This window comes from Pluralibacter sp. (assembly GCF_019237635.1).
Taxonomy (GTDB): Bacteria; Pseudomonadota; Gammaproteobacteria; order Enterobacterales; family Enterobacteriaceae; genus Enterobacter_B.
The window spans coordinates 15,069-31,619 of record NZ_JAFAGS010000188.1 but is presented as its reverse complement, the minus strand read 5'-3'; the positions used below and the strand labels follow the sequence as shown (position 1 = coordinate 31,619).

Genomic DNA, 16,551 nt, shown 5'->3' with positions numbered 1-16,551 from the left:
TTCCTTTTTCACAGGGGAAGGTTAGGCGTCGTCCGTGATAAACTGAGCCAATGTCTCCCCGTTTATCACAGTCAGGACGATGAAAAAGAAAAGACCCGTACTTCAGGATGTGGCCGATCGCGTCGGCGTGACCAAAATGACGGTCAGCCGGTTCTTACGTAACCCGGAGCAGGTTTCCGTGGCACTGCGTGGCAAAATTGCCGCCGCCCTTGATGAACTGGGTTATATCCCCAACCGCGCGCCGGATATTCTCTCCAACGCCACCAGCCGCGCGATTGGCGTTCTGCTTCCCTCGCTCACCAACCAGGTATTCGCCGAGGTGCTTAAGGGCATCGAAAGCGTGACCGATGCGTACGGCTACCAGGCGATGCTGGCCCACTACGGCTATAAGCCGGAAATGGAAGAGGACCGGCTGGAGTCGATGCTGTCGTGGAACATCGACGGGCTTATCCTGTCGGAACGTACCCATACCGCCCGCACCCGCAAAATGATTGAGGTGGCGGGGATCCCGGTGGTGGAGCTGATGGACAGCCGATCGCCGTGTCTTGATATTGCCGTTGGCTTCGATAACTTTGAAGCAGCAAGGCAGATGACCGCCGCCATCATCGCCCGCGGGCATCGTCATATCGCCTACCTGGGCGCGCGTCTCGATGAACGTACTATCATGAAACAGCAGGGCTATGAGCAAGCGATGCATGATTCAGGTCTGGTGCCCTATAGCGTGATGGTGGAGCAATCCTCTTCTTACTCCGCGGGGATTGAACTGATGCGCCAGGCGCGGCGGGAGTACCCCCAGCTTGACGGTATCTTTTGCACCAACGATGACCTGGCTGTCGGGGCGGCGTTTGAATGCCAGCGTTTGGGGCTGAGAATTCCTGACGATATGGCGATCGCCGGTTTCCACGGTCACGATATTGGTCAGGTGATGGAACCGCGGCTTGCCAGCGTGCTGACGCCGCGCGAGCGGATGGGCCGCATTGGCGCAGAGCGACTGCTGGCGCGCATTCGTGGTGAAACCGTTACGCCGCAAATGTTAGATTTAGGTTTCACCTTGTCACCAGGCGGATCTATTTAGTCAGACAAGTTTGAAGTAGATCACACATATTCATTTCATACGCGTTTGGATATTGCTTCTCAATAGTCCCGGCAGGACAATGTTACCGATAACTGTTACCCGTAACAATTTACTGAGGGGCCTGCTTTGAGCACGACTAACCATGATCACCACGTTTATGTCCTGATGGGCGTATCCGGCAGCGGTAAATCTGCTGTTGCAAGCGAAGTGGCGCATCAATTGAATGCCGCGTTTCTTGATGGCGACTTCCTTCACCCACGCTGTAATATCGCCAAAATGTCCTCCGGCGAACCGCTGAATGACGACGATCGCAAGCCGTGGCTGCAGGCGCTGAACGATGCTGCCTTTGCCATGCAGCGCACCAACAAGGTGTCGATTATCGTTTGCTCCGCACTGAAAAAATCCTATCGCGACATCCTGCGCGAAGGGAATCCCAACCTCTCGTTTATCTACCTTAAAGGCGATTTCTCGGTGATTGAAAGCCGTCTGAAGGCGCGTAAAGGCCACTTTTTCAAAACGCAGATGCTGGTGACTCAGTTTGAAACGCTGCAGGAACCGGGCGCGGACGAGAAAGATGTGCTGATTGTCGATATCGATCAGTCGCTGGACGGCGTCGTTGCCAGCGCGATTACGTTTATCAACAAAGATTGCCAGGAGTGAGTGCATTTGCCTGATAAGCGCAGCGCCATCAGGCAACCCTAATAGCATACGCTTTGCTCGTCACCGGCGGGCAATTCGCGGCTGTTGCCCGGCCGTGGAAAGGCGTTCCCTCCGCTTGCTATTTCCCTGATAATTGCCTGGATTTTCACCCTGCCAGTTGTGCATAACTGAAATATAAATAAGTTGCTTTACTTAATGGTTAGGCATCATTGATTATTTTCACTTGCGACTTTGGCAGCTTTTTGTAATGTGAGGGATGTCCCAGTATCAATCTGAATTTACGGGTTCAGAACACAGCACACATCTCTGCAGGAAAACACGCTATGAAAAATGTTGGTTTTATCGGTTGGCGCGGAATGGTCGGCTCCGTACTCATGCAACGCATGGTCGAAGAGCGCGACTTCGACGCTATCCGCCCGGTCTTCTTTTCCACATCTCAGCATGGTCAGGCTGCGCCTGCGTTTGGCGCAACGACCGGTGGAACGCTTCAGGATGCCTTCGATCTTGACGCGCTGAAGGCGCTCGACATTATTGTCACCTGCCAGGGCGGCGATTATACCAACGACGTTTATCCAAAACTGCGTGAAAGCGGATGGCAGGGATACTGGATTGACGCTGCGTCTTCGCTTCGCATGAAAGATGACGCCATTATCATTCTTGACCCGGTAAACCAGCACGTGATTACCGACGGTTTAAACAACGGCATCAAAACCTTCGTTGGCGGCAACTGCACTGTCAGCCTGATGCTGATGTCCCTCGGCGGTCTGTTTGCTCAGGACCTGGTGGAGTGGGTCTCTGTGGCGACCTACCAGGCGGCGTCCGGCGGCGGCGCGCGCCACATGCGTGAACTGCTGACCCAGATGGGCCAGTTGCATCACTACGTGGCGGACGAGCTGGCGAACCCGGCATCGGCGATTCTGGATATCGAACGCAAAGTGACGCAGCTTACCCGCAGCGGCAACCTGCCGACCGATAATTTCGGCGTACCGCTGGCTGGCAGTCTGATCCCGTGGATCGACAAGCAGCTCGACAACGGTCAGAGCCGCGAAGAGTGGAAGGGCCAGGCGGAGACCAACAAAATTCTCGGCACCCAGAAAACCATCCCGGTGGATGGCCTGTGTGTTCGCATCGGCGCGCTGCGCTGCCACAGCCAGGCGTTTACCCTCAAACTGAAAAAAGATGTGTCGATTCCGACGGTGGAAGAACTGCTGGCGGCGCATAACCCGTGGGCGAAAGTCGTGCCTAACGATCGCGATATCACCCTGCGTGAGCTGACACCGGCGGCGGTGACCGGCACGCTGACGACGCCAGTGGGTCGTCTGCGTAAGCTGAATATGGGGCCGGAGTATTTGTCCGCCTTTACGGTCGGCGACCAGCTGCTGTGGGGCGCCGCCGAGCCGCTGCGCCGCATACTGCGGCAGCTCGCGTAAAAGAAAACTGTAAAAAGGGGTGCGATGTCACCCCTTTTTTATGCCTGCAACTTTATACGTAGTACAAGGAGTAAATACGTATGCCTAAATTTTTACCAGGAGTCAGATAGCGTCTTGGCTATGCTTTAAGGGAGTATTTTCCCTGAAGGTGGGATGGTGCAGAAGCAGTGCAATGTGTTGCACCGTCAGGTCAAAAAAAATGTCGCCGTAGGAACAGGAATGTGGCGACACATAAAACAGGATGATGAACATGTCCGATCGTATTGATAGAGACGTGATTAATGCCCTCATTGCTGGCCACTTTGCGGACCCATTCTCCGTGCTTGGCATGCATTGTACCGACGCTGGACTGGAAGTCCGCGCACTCTTACCTGATGCCACCGACGTGTGGGTCATTGAACTGAAAACCGGACGGAAAGTGGGCAATCTGGAGTGCCTTGATTCGCGAGGATTTTTCTGCGGCGTGCTGCCGCGACGTAAAAACCCCTTCCGCTACCAACTGGCCGTGATGTGGCATGGTCAGCAGAACCTGATTGACGACCCGTATAGCTTTGGCCCGCTGTTGCAGGAGATGGACACGTGGCTGCTGTCGGAAGGCACGCACTTGCGACCCTATGAAACGCTGGGGGCGCATGCGGATACCATGGACGGCGTGACCGGCACCCGTTTCTCCGTCTGGGCGCCGAATGCCCGCCGGGTCTCTGTGGTTGGCCAGTTCAACTACTGGGACGGTCGCCGCCACCCGATGCGTCTGCGTGCGGAGTCCGGCATCTGGGAGCTGTTTATCCCCGGCGCGCAGCACGGTCAGCTGTATAAGTTTGAAATGATCGATGCGCACGGCAAGTTGCGTATTAAAGCCGACCCGTACGCTTTTGAAGCGCAAATGCGCCCCGAAACCGCGTCGCTTATCTGCGGGCTGCCGGAGAAGGTCGAACAGCCGGAGTCGCGCCGCAAAGCCAACCAGTTTGATGCGCCGATTTCCATTTACGAGGTGCATCTCGGTTCCTGGCGTCGCCATACCGATAACAACTTCTGGCTGAGCTACCGCGAGTTGGCGGATCAACTGGTGCCTTACGCGAAGTGGATGGGCTTTACCCACCTGGAGCTAATGCCGGTTAACGAACACCCGTTCGACGGCAGCTGGGGCTATCAGCCCACCGGGTTATACGCGCCGACGCGCCGCTTCGGCACCCGCGACGACTTCCGCTACTTCATCAACGCCGCGCACGCCGCCGGGCTTAACGTGATTCTTGACTGGGTGCCGGGGCATTTCCCGTCCGATGATTTTGGCCTGGCGCGTTTTGACGGTACTGAGCTTTACGAACACAGTGACCCGCGCGAGGGCTACCACCAGGACTGGAATACGCTTATCTACAACTACGGTCGCCGCGAAGTCGCCAACTATCTGGTGGGCAACGCGCTGTACTGGATCGAGCGTTTTGGCATCGACGCCCTGCGCGTGGATGCGGTGGCGTCGATGATCTACCGTGACTACAGCCGTAAAGAGGGAGAGTGGATCCCGAACGAACACGGCGGGCGCGAAAACCTGGAAGCTATCGAGTTTCTGCGCAGCACCAACCGCATCCTTGGCGAGCAGGTGCCGGGCGCGGTGAGCATGGCGGAAGAGTCGACCGACTTTGCCGGTGTCTCTCGCCCGGCGTCGATGGGCGGCCTCGGCTTCTGGTTTAAGTGGAACATGGGCTGGATGCACGACACGCTCGACTACATGAAGCTCGACCCGGTACACCGTCAGTATCACCACGACAAGCTCACCTTCGGCATGCTGTACAACTACACCGAGAACTTCATCCTGCCGCTGTCGCACGACGAAGTGGTGCACGGTAAAAAATCGATTCTCGACCGGATGCCGGGCGATGCGTGGCAAAAGTTCGCTAACCTGCGCGCCTACTACGGCTGGATGTTCGCCTTCCCGGGTAAAAAGCTTCTGTTTATGGGCAACGAATTCGCCCAGGGGCGCGAGTGGAACCATGACAGCAGCCTTGACTGGCATCTGCTGGAGGGTGGGGACAACTGGCACCACGGCGTGCAGCGTCTGGTGCGCGATCTCAACCATACCTACCGTCACCATAAAGCGCTGCACGAGCTGGATTTCGAGTCTTACGGCTTTGAGTGGCTGGTGGTGGATGACAACGAGCGTTCGGTACTGGCGTTTGTGCGTCGCGACCGCCAGGGCAACGAGATCATCGTCATCAGCAACTTTACGCCGGTGCCGCGTCACCATTACCGCCTCGGCATTAACCAGCCGGGCCGCTGGCGCGAAGAGATGAACACCGATTCGACGCACTACCACGGCAGCAACGCCGGTAACGGCGGCGCGGTGCAAAGCGACGAGATAGCGAGCCACGGTCGGCAGCATTCGCTGTCGCTTACGCTGCCGCCGCTGTCCACCCTGTGGCTGGTGCGGGAGGGGGAATGAAAAAACTCACGGCGGGAACACCAGCGCCGTTAGGCGCGCGTTACGACGGCAACGGCGTGAACTTCACGCTGTTTTCCGCCCACGCGCAGCGGGTGGAACTCTGTGTGTTTGACCAGGACGGCAATGAGCATCGTGAGGATTTGCCGTCCCGTACCGGCAATGTCTGGCACGGCTACCTGCCGGCGGCGCGCCCCGGTCTGCACTACGGCTATCGCGTCCACGGGCCGTGGGAGCCTGCGCAGGGGCACCGCTTTAACCCGGCAAAGCTGCTGCTCGACCCGTGCGCCCATCGCGTCGCGGGGGAGCTCAAGGATGAGCCGCGCCTGCACGGCGGTTTCGATGAGCCTGACCATCGAGACAGCGCCGCGGTGGCGCCGAAGGCGGTGGTGGTGGATTTGCACTACGACTGGGGCGGTGATACCGCGCCCCGTACGCCGTGGGGCAACACGGTGCTGTATGAAGCGCATGTGAAGGGGCTGACCATTCAGCATCCCGGTATTCCGCGCGAGATTCGCGGCACTTGGCAGGCGCTCGCCCATCCGCAAATGCTCAGCTACTTTAAACAGCTGGGCATTACTGCGCTTGAGCTGATGCCGGTCGCCCATTTTGTCAGCGAACCGCGCCTGCAACGGCTGGGGCTGTCCAACTACTGGGGCTATAACCCGCTGGCGATATTTGCGCTCGATCCCCGTTATGCGACGACGGCGGCATCCGCGCTCACCGAGTTTCGCGATGCGGTTAAGGCGCTGCACAAGGCGGGGATCGAGGTGATCCTCGACGTGGTGCTTAATCACAGTGCGGAAAGCGATCTGGAAGGGCCGACCTTCTCCCTGCGTGGAATTGATAACCGTAGCTATTATTGGATAAGGGAAGACGGCGATTACCACAACTGGACCGGCTGCGGTAATACCCTCAACCTGAGCGCGCCTGACGTGGTGGAGTATGCCCGCCAGTGCCTGCGTTTTTGGGTGGACGAATGCCACGTCGACGGTTTTCGCTTTGACCTGGCCTCGGTGATGGGGCGTACGCCGGAATTTCGCCAGGATGCGCCGCTGTTTGAGGCCATCCGGCGCGACCCGGTGTTATCGGCGGTCAAACTGATTGCCGAACCCTGGGACATTGGCCCCGGCGGCTACCAGGTGGGCAATTTTCCGCCGTTTTTTGCCGAGTGGAACGACCATTTTCGCGACAGCATGCGGCGCTTTTGGCTGCAGCAGTCGCTTTCGCTTGGCGATTTTGCCCAGCGCTTTGCCGCCTCAAGCGATGTGTTTCAACGCAATGGGCGGTCGCCTTCGGCGTCGATTAATCTGATTACGGCGCACGACGGTTTTACCCTGCGTGACTGCGTTTGTTTCAACCAGAAACACAATGAGGCAAACGGAGAAGAGAACCGCGACGGTACTAACAATAACCATAGTAATAACCATGGTATAGAAGGATTAGGCGGTAGTCTCGATGTGATAGAACGGCGTCGGGCCAGCCTCCATGCGCTAATGGCGACACTGCTGCTCTCGCAAGGGACGCCGATGCTATTGGCCGGTGATGAACATGGGCACAGCCAGCGTGGCAACAATAATGCCTACTGTCAGGACAACGCCTTAACCTGGCTTGACTGGGAGCAGGCGAATGCTGGACTCACCACATTTACTGCGGCGTTGATTCACCTGCGCCAGAAGATCCCGGCGTTGACCGGCGATCGCTGGTGGCAGGAGGGTGACGGCAGCGTTTGTTGGCTCAATAAGGATGCGCAACCCCTGAGCGCTGACGAGTGGCAGCACGGCGTTCCGCGCATGCAGATCCTGCTTGCGCAGCGCTGGCTTATTACCGTCAACGCGTCCTCAGAGGTTGCAGATATTGTGTTACCCACGGGGAACTGGCGCGCCATTCCCCCATTCGCCGGAGAGGATAATCCGGTCATTATGGCTGTCTGGCATGGACCCGCGCACGGAGTGTGCGCATTCGAAAGGTCAATGTTCTAAAGAGTATAAAAGGAGTTAATCATGGTAGGCCTGGAAAAAAATGATCCGTTGATGCTGGCTCGTCAACTGCCGATTAAATCAGTGGCGCTGATTCTGGCGGGAGGTCGTGGTACCCGCCTGAAGGATCTGACGAACAAGCGCGCGAAACCCGCCGTCCACTTTGGCGGCAAGTTCCGCATTATCGACTTTGCGTTATCTAACTGTATTAACTCCGGTATTCGTCGTATTGGCGTTATCACGCAGTATCAGTCCCATACGCTGGTGCAGCATATCCAGCGCGGTTGGTCGTTCTTTAGCGAAGAGATGAACGAGTTTGTCGATCTGCTGCCGGCACAGCAGCGCGTACACGGTGAAAACTGGTACCGCGGCACGGCGGATGCGGTGACGCAGAACCTCGACATCATCCGTCGCTATAAGGCGGAGTATGTCGTCATTCTCGCGGGCGACCATATCTATAAGCAGGACTACTCGCGGATGCTGATCGACCATGTCGAAAAGGGGGCGCGTTGCACCGTGGCCTGTATGCCGGTGCCCATTGAGGAGGCAACGGCCTTCGGCGTGATGGCGGTCGATGAGCGCGAGAAGATTATCGACTTCGTGGAAAAACCGGCGAATCCGCCTGCGATGCCCAACGATCCGAACAAGTCGCTGGCCAGTATGGGGATTTATGTCTTTGATGCTGATTATCTTTATGAACTGCTGGCAGAAGATGACCTCGACGAAAACTCCAGCCATGATTTCGGCAAAGACATCATTCCTAAAATAACCAAGGCTGGCATGGCTTATGCGCATCCATTCCCATTGTCCTGCGTGCAGTCCGATCCGAACTCGGAGCCATACTGGCGCGATGTAGGAACACTGGAAGCCTACTGGAAAGCGAACCTCGACCTCGCATCCGTCATGCCGGAGCTGGATATGTACGACCAGAACTGGCCGATTCGCACCCATATGGAACCGCTGCCGCCGGCGAAATTCGTTCAGGACCGCTCGGGCAGTCACGGTATGACCCTGAACTCGCTGGTGTCCGGCGGCTGTATTATTTCCGGCTCCGTGGTGGTGCAGTCGGTGCTGTTCCCGCGCGTGCGGATTAACTCATTCTGCAACATTGATTCGGCAGTCTTACTGCCAGAAGTATGGATAGGGCGCTCGTGCCGCCTGCGCCGCTGCATTATCGACCGCGCGTGCGTTATCCCGGAAGGCATGGTCATTGGCGAGAACGCGGAGGAAGATGCTCGTCGCTTCTACCGTTCAGAGGAAGGTATCGTGCTGGTTACGCGCGAGATGCTGCGCAAGCTGGGGCACAAACAGGAGCGATAATGCAGGTCTTACATGTATGTTCAGAGATGTTCCCGCTGCTGAAAACCGGCGGGCTGGCGGATGTTATTGGCGCATTACCGGCAGCGCAGATTGCCGACGGGGTAGATACTCGCGTGCTGTTGCCTGCGTTTCCGGATATTCGCCGTGGGGTGCCGGATGCTCAGGTGGTGACGCGACGCGAGACGTTCGCCGGGCGCATCACGCTGCTGTTCGGCCACTATCACGGCGTTGGCATTTATCTGATCGACGCGCCGCATCTCTATGACCGCCCGGGAAGCCCCTATCACGACACAAATCTGCACGCGTACACCGATAACGTGCTGCGATTTGCGCTGCTGGGGTGGGTGGGCTGCGAGATGGCCTGCGGGTTGGACCCGTTCTGGCGCCCGGACGTGGTACATGCGCACGACTGGCATGCCGGGTTGGCGCCAGCGTACCTGGCCGCGCGCGGGCGACCGGCGAAGTCGGTTTTTACCGTACATAACCTGGCCTATCAGGGGATGTTTTACGCCCACCATATGAATGACATCCAACTGCCATTGTCGTTCTATAACATGCATGGTCTGGAGTTCAATGGGCAGATGTCGTTCCTCAAGGCCGGGCTCTATTACGCCGATCACATTACGGCGGTAAGCCCGACCTATGCGCGTGAAATTACCGAACCGCAGTTCGCCTACGGCATGGAAGGACTGCTGCGCCAGCGCCATATGGAGGGGCGTCTGTCCGGTATCCTCAACGGCGTTGACGACAAAATCTGGAGCCCGGAGCACGATTTGCTGCTGGCCTCGCGCTATACGCGCGATACGCTGGAGGAGAAAGCGGAGAACAAGCGGCAACTGCAGATCGCGATGGGACTTAAGGTGAATGACAAGGTGCCGCTGTTCGCCGTTGTCAGCCGCCTGACCAGCCAGAAAGGGCTGGATCTGGTGTTGGAAGCCTTGCCAGGGCTGCTGGAGCAGGGTGGTCAACTGGCGCTGTTGGGGGCGGGCGACCCGGTGCTGCAGGAGGGTTTCCTTGCCGCCGCGGCGGAGCACCCGGGGCAAGTGGGCGTACAGATTGGCTACCATGAAGCCTTCTCGCACCGGATTATGGGCGGTGCGGATGTGATTCTGGTGCCGTCGCGTTTTGAGCCCTGCGGACTGACCCAGCTGTATGGTTTGAAGTACGGTACGTTGCCGCTGGTACGCCGCACCGGCGGATTAGCGGACACCGTCTCCGACAGTTCTCTGGAGAATCTGGCGGACGGTATTGCCAGCGGTTTTGTCTTTGAAGACAGTAATGCCTGGTCGCTGCTAAGAGCGATTCGGCGTGCGTTCGTGTTGTGGTCGCGCCCGTCGCTCTGGCGTTACGTGCAACGTCAGGCAATGAGCATGGATTTTAGCTGGCAAGTCGCGGCGCACTCTTACCGCGAACTTTATCAACGCTTGATGTAATGACAGGAGCCATTGCTATGAATGCACCCTTTACGTATGCATCACCGACACTCAGCGTTGAGGCACTGAAACATTCTATTGCCTATAAGCTGATGTTTATCATCGGGAAAGACCCGGCGATTGCCAACAAGCACGAATGGCTGAACGCCACGCTGTTTGCCGTGCGTGACCGTCTGGTGGAGCGTTGGTTGCGTTCTAACCGCGCGCAGCTTTCTCAAGAGGTTCGTCAGGTTTATTACCTGTCGATGGAGTTTCTGATTGGACGTACTCTTTCCAACGCCTTGCTGTCGCTGGGGATTTACGACGATGTGCAAAGCGCGCTGTCGGCGATGGGGCTGGATCTCGAAGAGCTGATTGATGAAGAAAACGACCCGGGCCTGGGCAATGGCGGTCTGGGGCGTCTGGCGGCCTGTTTCCTTGATTCGCTGGCTACCCTGGGGCTGCCGGGGCGCGGCTACGGCATTCGCTATGACTACGGCATGTTCAAGCAGAACATCGTCGACGGTCGCCAGAAGGAGTCGCCGGACTACTGGCTGGAATACGGCAACCCGTGGGAGTTTGAGCGCCATAACACGCGCTATAAAGTGCGTTTTGGCGGACGTATTCAGCAGGAAGGCAAGAAAAGCCGCTGGATTGAGACCGAAGAGATCCTCGCTGAAGCTTACGATCAGATAATCCCCGGTTACGACACCGACGCGACCAACACGCTGCGGTTGTGGAGCGCCCAGGCCAGTAGCGAAATCAACCTCGGTAAATTCAACCAGGGCGATTACTTCGCGGCGGTGGAGGATAAAAACCACTCCGAAAACGTCTCGCGCGTGCTCTACCCGGATGATTCGACCTACTCTGGCCGCGAACTGCGTTTGCGCCAGGAGTATTTCCTCGTCTCCGCGACGGTGCAGGACATCCTGAGCCGTCATTACCAGTTGCATAAAACCTACAGCAACCTGTCGGACAAGATTGCCATCCACCTCAATGACACCCATCCGGTGCTGTCGATTCCCGAGCTGATGCGTTTGCTTATCGATGATCACCGCTACAGCTGGGACGATGCCTTCGAGGTAGCCTGTCAGGTGTTCTCCTACACCAACCACACGCTGATGAGTGAAGCGCTGGAGACCTGGCCTGTGGATATGCTTGGCAAAATTCTGCCGCGACACCTGCAGATCATCTTTGAAATCAACGACTACTTCCTGAAAACGCTACAAGGGCAGTACCCGAACGACACCGGGCTGCTGAGCCGCACGTCGATCATCGACGAGTCTAACGGTCGCCGCGTGCGGATGGCGTGGCTGGCGGTGGTGGTCAGCCACAAAGTGAACGGCGTTTCCGAGCTGCACTCGAATCTGATGGTGCAATCACTGTTTGCCGACTTCGCCACCATCTTCCCGATGCGCTTTACCAACGTCACCAACGGCGTGACGCCGCGACGCTGGCTGGCGCTGGCGAACCCGCCGCTTTCCGGGGTGCTGGATGACAACATTGGCCGCACCTGGCGTACCGATTTAAGCCAGTTGAGCGATCTCGAACAACATATCGATTACCCTACCGTTAACCATGCGGTGCGTCATGCCAAACTGGAAAACAAAAAGCGGCTGGCGAATTATATCGCCCAGCAACTGAACGTGGTGGTGAACCCGAAATCGCTGTTTGACGTACAAATCAAGCGTATCCACGAGTACAAGCGTCAACTGATGAACGTGCTGCACGTGATAACGCGCTATAACCGCATCAAATCCGAGCCTGACGCCGAATGGGTGCCGCGAGTGAACATTTTTGCCGGTAAGGCGGCGTCCGCCTACTACATGGCAAAACATATCATCCACTTGATCAATGACGTGGCGGCGGTGGTGAACAACGATCCGGAAATTGGCGACAGGCTGAAGGTGGTGTTCATTCCGAACTACAGCGTGAGCCTCGCGCAGGTGATCATCCCGGCCGCCGACCTCTCCGAGCAGATTTCGCTGGCGGGTACCGAAGCGTCAGGGACCAGCAACATGAAATTCGGGCTCAACGGCGCGCTGACCATCGGCACGCTGGACGGGGCCAACGTTGAAATGCTTGAGCACGTGGGGGCCGACAATATCTTTATTTTCGGCAACACGGCGGAAGAGGTTGAAGCGCTGCGCCAGAAGGGCTACAAGCCGCGCGACTACTATGAGCAGGATGACGAGCTGCATCAGGTTCTGACACAAATCGGCAGCGGCGTGTTCAGTCCGGCGGAACCCGGGCGCTACCGCGACCTGGTGGACTCGTTGATTAACTTCGGCGATCACTATCAGGTACTGGCGGATTACCGCAGCTACGTGGATTGTCAGGATAAGGTGGATGAGCTGTATCTGACCCCGGAAGAGTGGACCACGAAAGCGATGCGCAACATCGCCAGTATGGGTTATTTCTCGTCAGACAGGACCATTCAGGAGTATGCGGATCATATCTGGCATATCAATCCGGTGAGGCTGTAAGGGGTGTTTTTCCCCGGTCCTCTTTCTGCGGACCGGGGAAGCCGGGACATACCCGTTATGACGCTAACGACAGTTCACGCTTTCCCGCGTGTTGTAACAGCCACTGCGCGACGCGCGACTGCTCCTCCGCGTTCAGCCACATCCCTTGTTTCGTACGACGCCAGAGGGCATCGTCCAGACGGCGCACCCACTCATGCTTCACCAGGTAACGCAGCTCGGCTTCATAGAACTCGTGACCGAAATGTTCGCCGAGATCCGCAATATCTTTCGCTTCGCCAAGGATTTTTTCGCTGTTGCTGCCGTAGGTGCGGGCAAAGTGGCGGGCTAACGATTCGCTGATAAACGGATAGCGACGGCGCAGTCTGGCGGCATAATCGTCGCGATCGCCGTCGATCTCGCCGCCGGGCAGCACGGCGCCTTTGGTCCACGCCGCGCCGATGCCCTGATAGTACGGCGTCAGTTTTTCCAGCGCGTGTTCCGCCAGCTTACGGTAGGTGGTGAGCTTACCGCCAAAGACCGACAGCAGCGGCGCTTTGCCATGGTCGTCGTGGATATCCAGCGTATAGTCGCGGGTGATCGCCTGCGGTGAGTCGGATTCATCATCGCACAGCGGGCGCACGCCGGAGTAGGTCCAGACAATGTCATTACGCCCAAGCTGCTTGTTGAAGTGCGCGTTGTAAACCTTCAGCAGGTAGCTGATTTCGTTTTCGTCGATCTCAACGTTTTTCGGATCGCCTTTATATTCTACGTCCGTCGTACCGATGATGGAGAATTCGTCCATCCACGGAATCACGAACACGATGCGTTTGTCTTCGTTTTGCAGGATATAGGCCTGCTTCTGGGTGTGAACGCGCGGGACAACGATATGGCTGCCTTTAATCAGGCGGATGCCGTACGGCGACGGCAGATGCATGCCGTCATCAAAGAACTGTTTCACCCACGGGCCGGTGGCGTTGACCAGGCCTTTCGCCTGCCAGCTGTGTTTCTTACCGGTATCGATGTCTTCCGCTTCAACGATCCACAGACCATTCTCGCGACGGGCGGAGGTTGCGCGGGTGCGAGTCATCACTTCCCCCCCTTTTTTCACGACCATCTGCGCATTGGCCAGCACCAGGCGTGCGTCGTCTACCCAGCAGTCGGAATATTCGAAACCGCGCACGATTTCCGGCTTGAGGACGGATTCTGCGCCAAATCGCAATCCGGCTGAACCCGGCAGGCTGGTGCGTTTTCCAAGATGGTCGTACATAAAAAGACCGATACGGATCATCCACGCCGGGCGCAGGTGCGGACGGTGAGGCAAACGAAAACGCATTGGAAAGGCGATGTGCGGGGCCATCTTCAGCAGCACTTCACGTTCGGCCAGCGCCTCGCTCACCAGGCGGAATTCGTAGTGTTCAAGGTAGCGGAGCCCGCCATGAATGAGTTTCGAGCTTGCGCTTGAGGTGGCGCAGGCAAGGTCCTGCGCTTCGAGCATCAGCACGGATAAACCGCGTCCAGCGGCGTCTGCCGCGATGCCGGCACCGTTGATGCCACCACCTATCACAATCAGATCTTTGGTTTCCATGCTGCACCCTCGTGTACTTTCGTTAAAGCTCAAAAATGTTCGATATCGCTCATCATAGCAAACGAACGTGCTTTTGGTAACATCAAAAAAACATTTCAGAGTGATGTGTATAACAAATTGGCGTTTAACTCCCTTCAGGACGTACACTAAAAGGTAAACTAGTGCGGAGGTCTTTACCCGAGCACACCTGAACAACAGCAAAGAGAACGCCATGGAACAATTCGAGTGTATTAATGTAGAAGAAGCGCATCAGAAGCTGCAGCGGGGCATGGCTGTGCTGGTGGATATCCGTGACCCGCAGAGCTATGCGCTCGGTCATGCGCCCGGCGCGTTTCATCTGACCAACGATACGCTGGGCGCGTTTATGCGCGATCACGACTTCGATACCGTGGTGATGGTGATATGCTACCACGGCAACAGCAGTAAAGGGGCGGCGCAGTATTTGCTGCAACAGGGTTATGACCAGGTCTACAGCGTCGACGGCGGGTTTGACGCCTGGCATCGCCATTTCCCGGCAGAGGTGGCGCGCGGCGCCTGACAGCGTATACTGTCCCCTTTTGTGTGGAATAAGCGACTCTCTGCATGTTGATGATCACCTCTTTTGCAAACCCGCGCGTCGCCCAGGCGTTTGTCGACTATATGGCGACGCAGGGTATTATCCTGACCATTCAGCAACATACTCAGAGCGACATCTGGCTCGCCGACGAAAGCCAGGCCGGACGGGTACAGCAGGAGCTGGCCCGCTTTCTGGAAAATCCCGCTGATCCGCGCTATCTGGCGGCAAGCTGGCAGTCGGGCCATACCAACAGCGGCCTGCACTACCGCCGTTTCCCGTTTCTCGCGACGTTGAAGAATAACGCCGGTCCTTTTACCTGGTTCATTATGACGGCCTGCATTCTGGTGTTTATCGTGATGAACATCATTGGCGATCAGACTGTAATGGCCTGGCTGGCGTGGCCGTACGATCCCTCGCTGAAATATGAGCTCTGGCGCTACGTTACCCATGCTTTTATGCATTTCTCGCTGCTGCATATCCTCTTCAACCTGTTATGGTGGTGGTATCTCGGCGGCGCGGTCGAGAAGCGCCTTGGCAGCGGAAAACTCATCGTGATTACGGTGATAAGCGCGCTGCTTAGCGGTTTTATTCAGCAGAAATTCAGCGGGCCGTGGTTCGGCGGTTTATCCGGGGTGGTGTATGCGCTGATGGGCTACGTCTGGCTGCGCGGCGAGCGCGATCCGCAAAGCGGCGTGTATTTGCAGCGCGGGTTGATTCTGTTCTCCCTGCTGTGGCTTGTCGCCGGTTGGTTTGATCTATTTGGTATGTCGATTGCGAACGGCGCCCATGTGGCCGGGCTTGCCGTTGGCCTTGCCATGGCGTTTGCGGACACACAACATGTGCGAAAACGAACATAATTTTCCAGGGATATTTCATGAAACAAACACAACGTCATGACGCGATTATCGAGCTGGTAAAAAAACAGGGTTATGTCAGCACGGAAGAGCTGGTGGAGCAGTTTGCCGTCAGCCCGCAAACCATTCGTCGCGATCTGAACGATTTAGCCGAGCAGAAAATGATTCTGCGCCATCACGGCGGGGCGGCAATGCCGTCCAGCGCGGTGAACGCCTCATGGCAGGATCGCCGCACGACCCAGGCGGCGGAGAAGGAGCGTATCGCCCGTAAGGTTGCAAGCCAGATCCCGAACGGCGCCGCGCTGTTCATTGATATCGGTACCACGCCGGAAGCGGTCGCGCATGCTCTGATGTACCATTCGGACCTGCGTATCGTGACCAACAACCTGAACGTCGCCAACACCTTAATGGCGAAGGACGATTTTCGCATTATCCTGGCCGGCGGCGAACTGCGCAGCCGGGACGGCGGCATCATCGGCGAAGCGACGCTCGACTTTATCTCCCAGTTCCGTCTGGATTACGGCATCCTTGGGATAAGCGGCATCGACAGCGACGGTTCGCTACTCGAGTTCGACTACCACGAAGTGCGCACCAAACGCGCGATAATAGAAAATTCGCGCCATACGATACTGGTGGTGGATCATTCGAAATTTGGCCGTAACGCGATGGTCAACATGGGCAGCATCAGCATGGTGGATGCGGTGTATACCGATATTATGCCGCCCGCAGGCGTGATGCAGGTGATTGCCGAGCATAACATTCAGCTGGAATTGTGCTGATC

At 57.1% G+C, this 16,551-nt stretch carries 12 protein-coding genes; 11 read left to right on the top strand and 1 reads right to left on the bottom strand.

Annotation, left to right across the window (positions count from 1 at the left end; translation table 11 throughout):
* Positions 1–79: 79 nt before the first annotated feature.
* From gntR to glgP, 8 genes are all read left to right on the top strand, one after another.
* Entirely contained in the window at positions 80–1,075 is a 996-nt protein-coding gene (gntR, locus tag JO226_RS23140) for a gluconate operon transcriptional repressor GntR (protein ID WP_296407935.1), read from the top strand.
* Between the two features lie 126 nt (positions 1,076–1,201).
* Positions 1,202–1,735, top strand: a complete 534-nt coding sequence (gntK, locus tag JO226_RS23135; RefSeq protein ID WP_296407933.1) for a gluconokinase — start codon at positions 1,202–1,204, stop codon at positions 1,733–1,735.
* 323 nt (positions 1,736–2,058) lie between these two features.
* Positions 2,059–3,165, top strand: coding sequence for an aspartate-semialdehyde dehydrogenase (asd, locus tag JO226_RS23130; protein ID WP_296407931.1), 1,107 nt, complete (start codon positions 2,059–2,061; stop codon positions 3,163–3,165).
* 250 nt (positions 3,166–3,415) lie between these two features.
* Positions 3,416–5,602: a 1,4-alpha-glucan branching enzyme gene (gene glgB / locus JO226_RS23125; RefSeq protein ID WP_296407930.1), complete on the top strand. Its 2,187-nt coding sequence runs from the start codon at positions 3,416–3,418 to the stop codon at positions 5,600–5,602.
* Positions 5,599–7,581, top strand: a complete 1,983-nt coding sequence (gene glgX, locus JO226_RS23120; protein WP_296407928.1) for a glycogen debranching protein GlgX — start codon at positions 5,599–5,601, stop codon at positions 7,579–7,581. Before glgB ends, glgX begins: the two co-directional genes overlap by 4 nt.
* A 21-nt stretch (positions 7,582–7,602) precedes the next feature.
* Positions 7,603–8,898: a glucose-1-phosphate adenylyltransferase gene (glgC, locus tag JO226_RS23115; protein WP_296407926.1), complete on the top strand. Its 1,296-nt coding sequence runs from the start codon at positions 7,603–7,605 to the stop codon at positions 8,896–8,898.
* Positions 8,898–10,331 carry a glycogen synthase GlgA gene (gene glgA, locus JO226_RS23110; RefSeq protein WP_296407924.1) on the top strand — a complete coding sequence of 478 codons (1,434 nt, stop codon included), beginning with the start codon at positions 8,898–8,900 and terminating at the stop codon, positions 10,329–10,331. The genes glgC and glgA overlap by 1 nt, the downstream gene beginning before the upstream one ends.
* A gap of 17 nt (positions 10,332–10,348) precedes the next feature.
* Positions 10,349–12,796, top strand: a complete 2,448-nt coding sequence (glgP, locus tag JO226_RS23105; protein WP_296407922.1) for a glycogen phosphorylase — start codon at positions 10,349–10,351, stop codon at positions 12,794–12,796.
* 55 nt (positions 12,797–12,851) lie between these two features.
* Here glgP and glpD read toward each other — a convergent pair whose 3' ends face one another.
* Entirely contained in the window at positions 12,852–14,360 is a 1,509-nt protein-coding gene (gene glpD / locus JO226_RS23100) for a glycerol-3-phosphate dehydrogenase (protein ID WP_296407920.1), read from the bottom strand.
* A gap of 211 nt (positions 14,361–14,571) precedes the next feature.
* Here glpD and glpE point away from each other — a divergent pair, with 211 nt between their 5' ends.
* From glpE to JO226_RS23085, 3 genes are read left to right on the top strand one after another with little or no spacing between them, the layout of a single operon-like run.
* Entirely contained in the window at positions 14,572–14,898 is a 327-nt protein-coding gene (gene glpE, locus JO226_RS23095) for a thiosulfate sulfurtransferase GlpE (protein ID WP_296407918.1), read from the top strand.
* A 44-nt stretch (positions 14,899–14,942) separates the two neighbouring features.
* Entirely contained in the window at positions 14,943–15,773 is an 831-nt protein-coding gene (gene glpG, locus JO226_RS23090) for a rhomboid family intramembrane serine protease GlpG (RefSeq protein WP_296407916.1), read from the top strand.
* A 17-nt stretch (positions 15,774–15,790) separates the two neighbouring features.
* Complete coding sequence (locus tag JO226_RS23085; protein WP_296407914.1) at positions 15,791–16,549, top strand: DeoR/GlpR family transcriptional regulator; 759 nt, start codon at positions 15,791–15,793, stop codon at positions 16,547–16,549.
* Positions 16,550–16,551 lie beyond the last annotated feature (2 nt).

Bases quoted from the DNA above. Each gene is read 5' to 3' on its own strand.
- glgC (WP_296407926.1), top strand. From the start codon at position 7,603: ATGGTAGGCCTGGAAAAAAATGATCCGTTGATGCTGGCTCGTCAACTG.
- glgP (WP_296407922.1), top strand. From the start codon at position 10,349: ATGAATGCACCCTTTACGTATGCATCACCGACACTCAGCGTTGAGGCA.
- glpD (WP_296407920.1), bottom strand. From the start codon at position 14,360: ATGGAAACCAAAGATCTGATTGTGATAGGTGGTGGCATCAACGGTGCC.
- glgX (WP_296407928.1), top strand. From the start codon at position 5,599: ATGAAAAAACTCACGGCGGGAACACCAGCGCCGTTAGGCGCGCGTTAC.
- glgA (WP_296407924.1), top strand. From the start codon at position 8,898: ATGCAGGTCTTACATGTATGTTCAGAGATGTTCCCGCTGCTGAAAACC.
- asd (WP_296407931.1), top strand. From the start codon at position 2,059: ATGAAAAATGTTGGTTTTATCGGTTGGCGCGGAATGGTCGGCTCCGTA.
- gntR (WP_296407935.1), top strand. From the start codon at position 80: ATGAAAAAGAAAAGACCCGTACTTCAGGATGTGGCCGATCGCGTCGGC.
- glpG (WP_296407916.1), top strand. From the start codon at position 14,943: ATGTTGATGATCACCTCTTTTGCAAACCCGCGCGTCGCCCAGGCGTTT.
- glgB (WP_296407930.1), top strand. From the start codon at position 3,416: ATGTCCGATCGTATTGATAGAGACGTGATTAATGCCCTCATTGCTGGC.
- glpE (WP_296407918.1), top strand. From the start codon at position 14,572: ATGGAACAATTCGAGTGTATTAATGTAGAAGAAGCGCATCAGAAGCTG.
- JO226_RS23085 (WP_296407914.1), top strand. From the start codon at position 15,791: ATGAAACAAACACAACGTCATGACGCGATTATCGAGCTGGTAAAAAAA.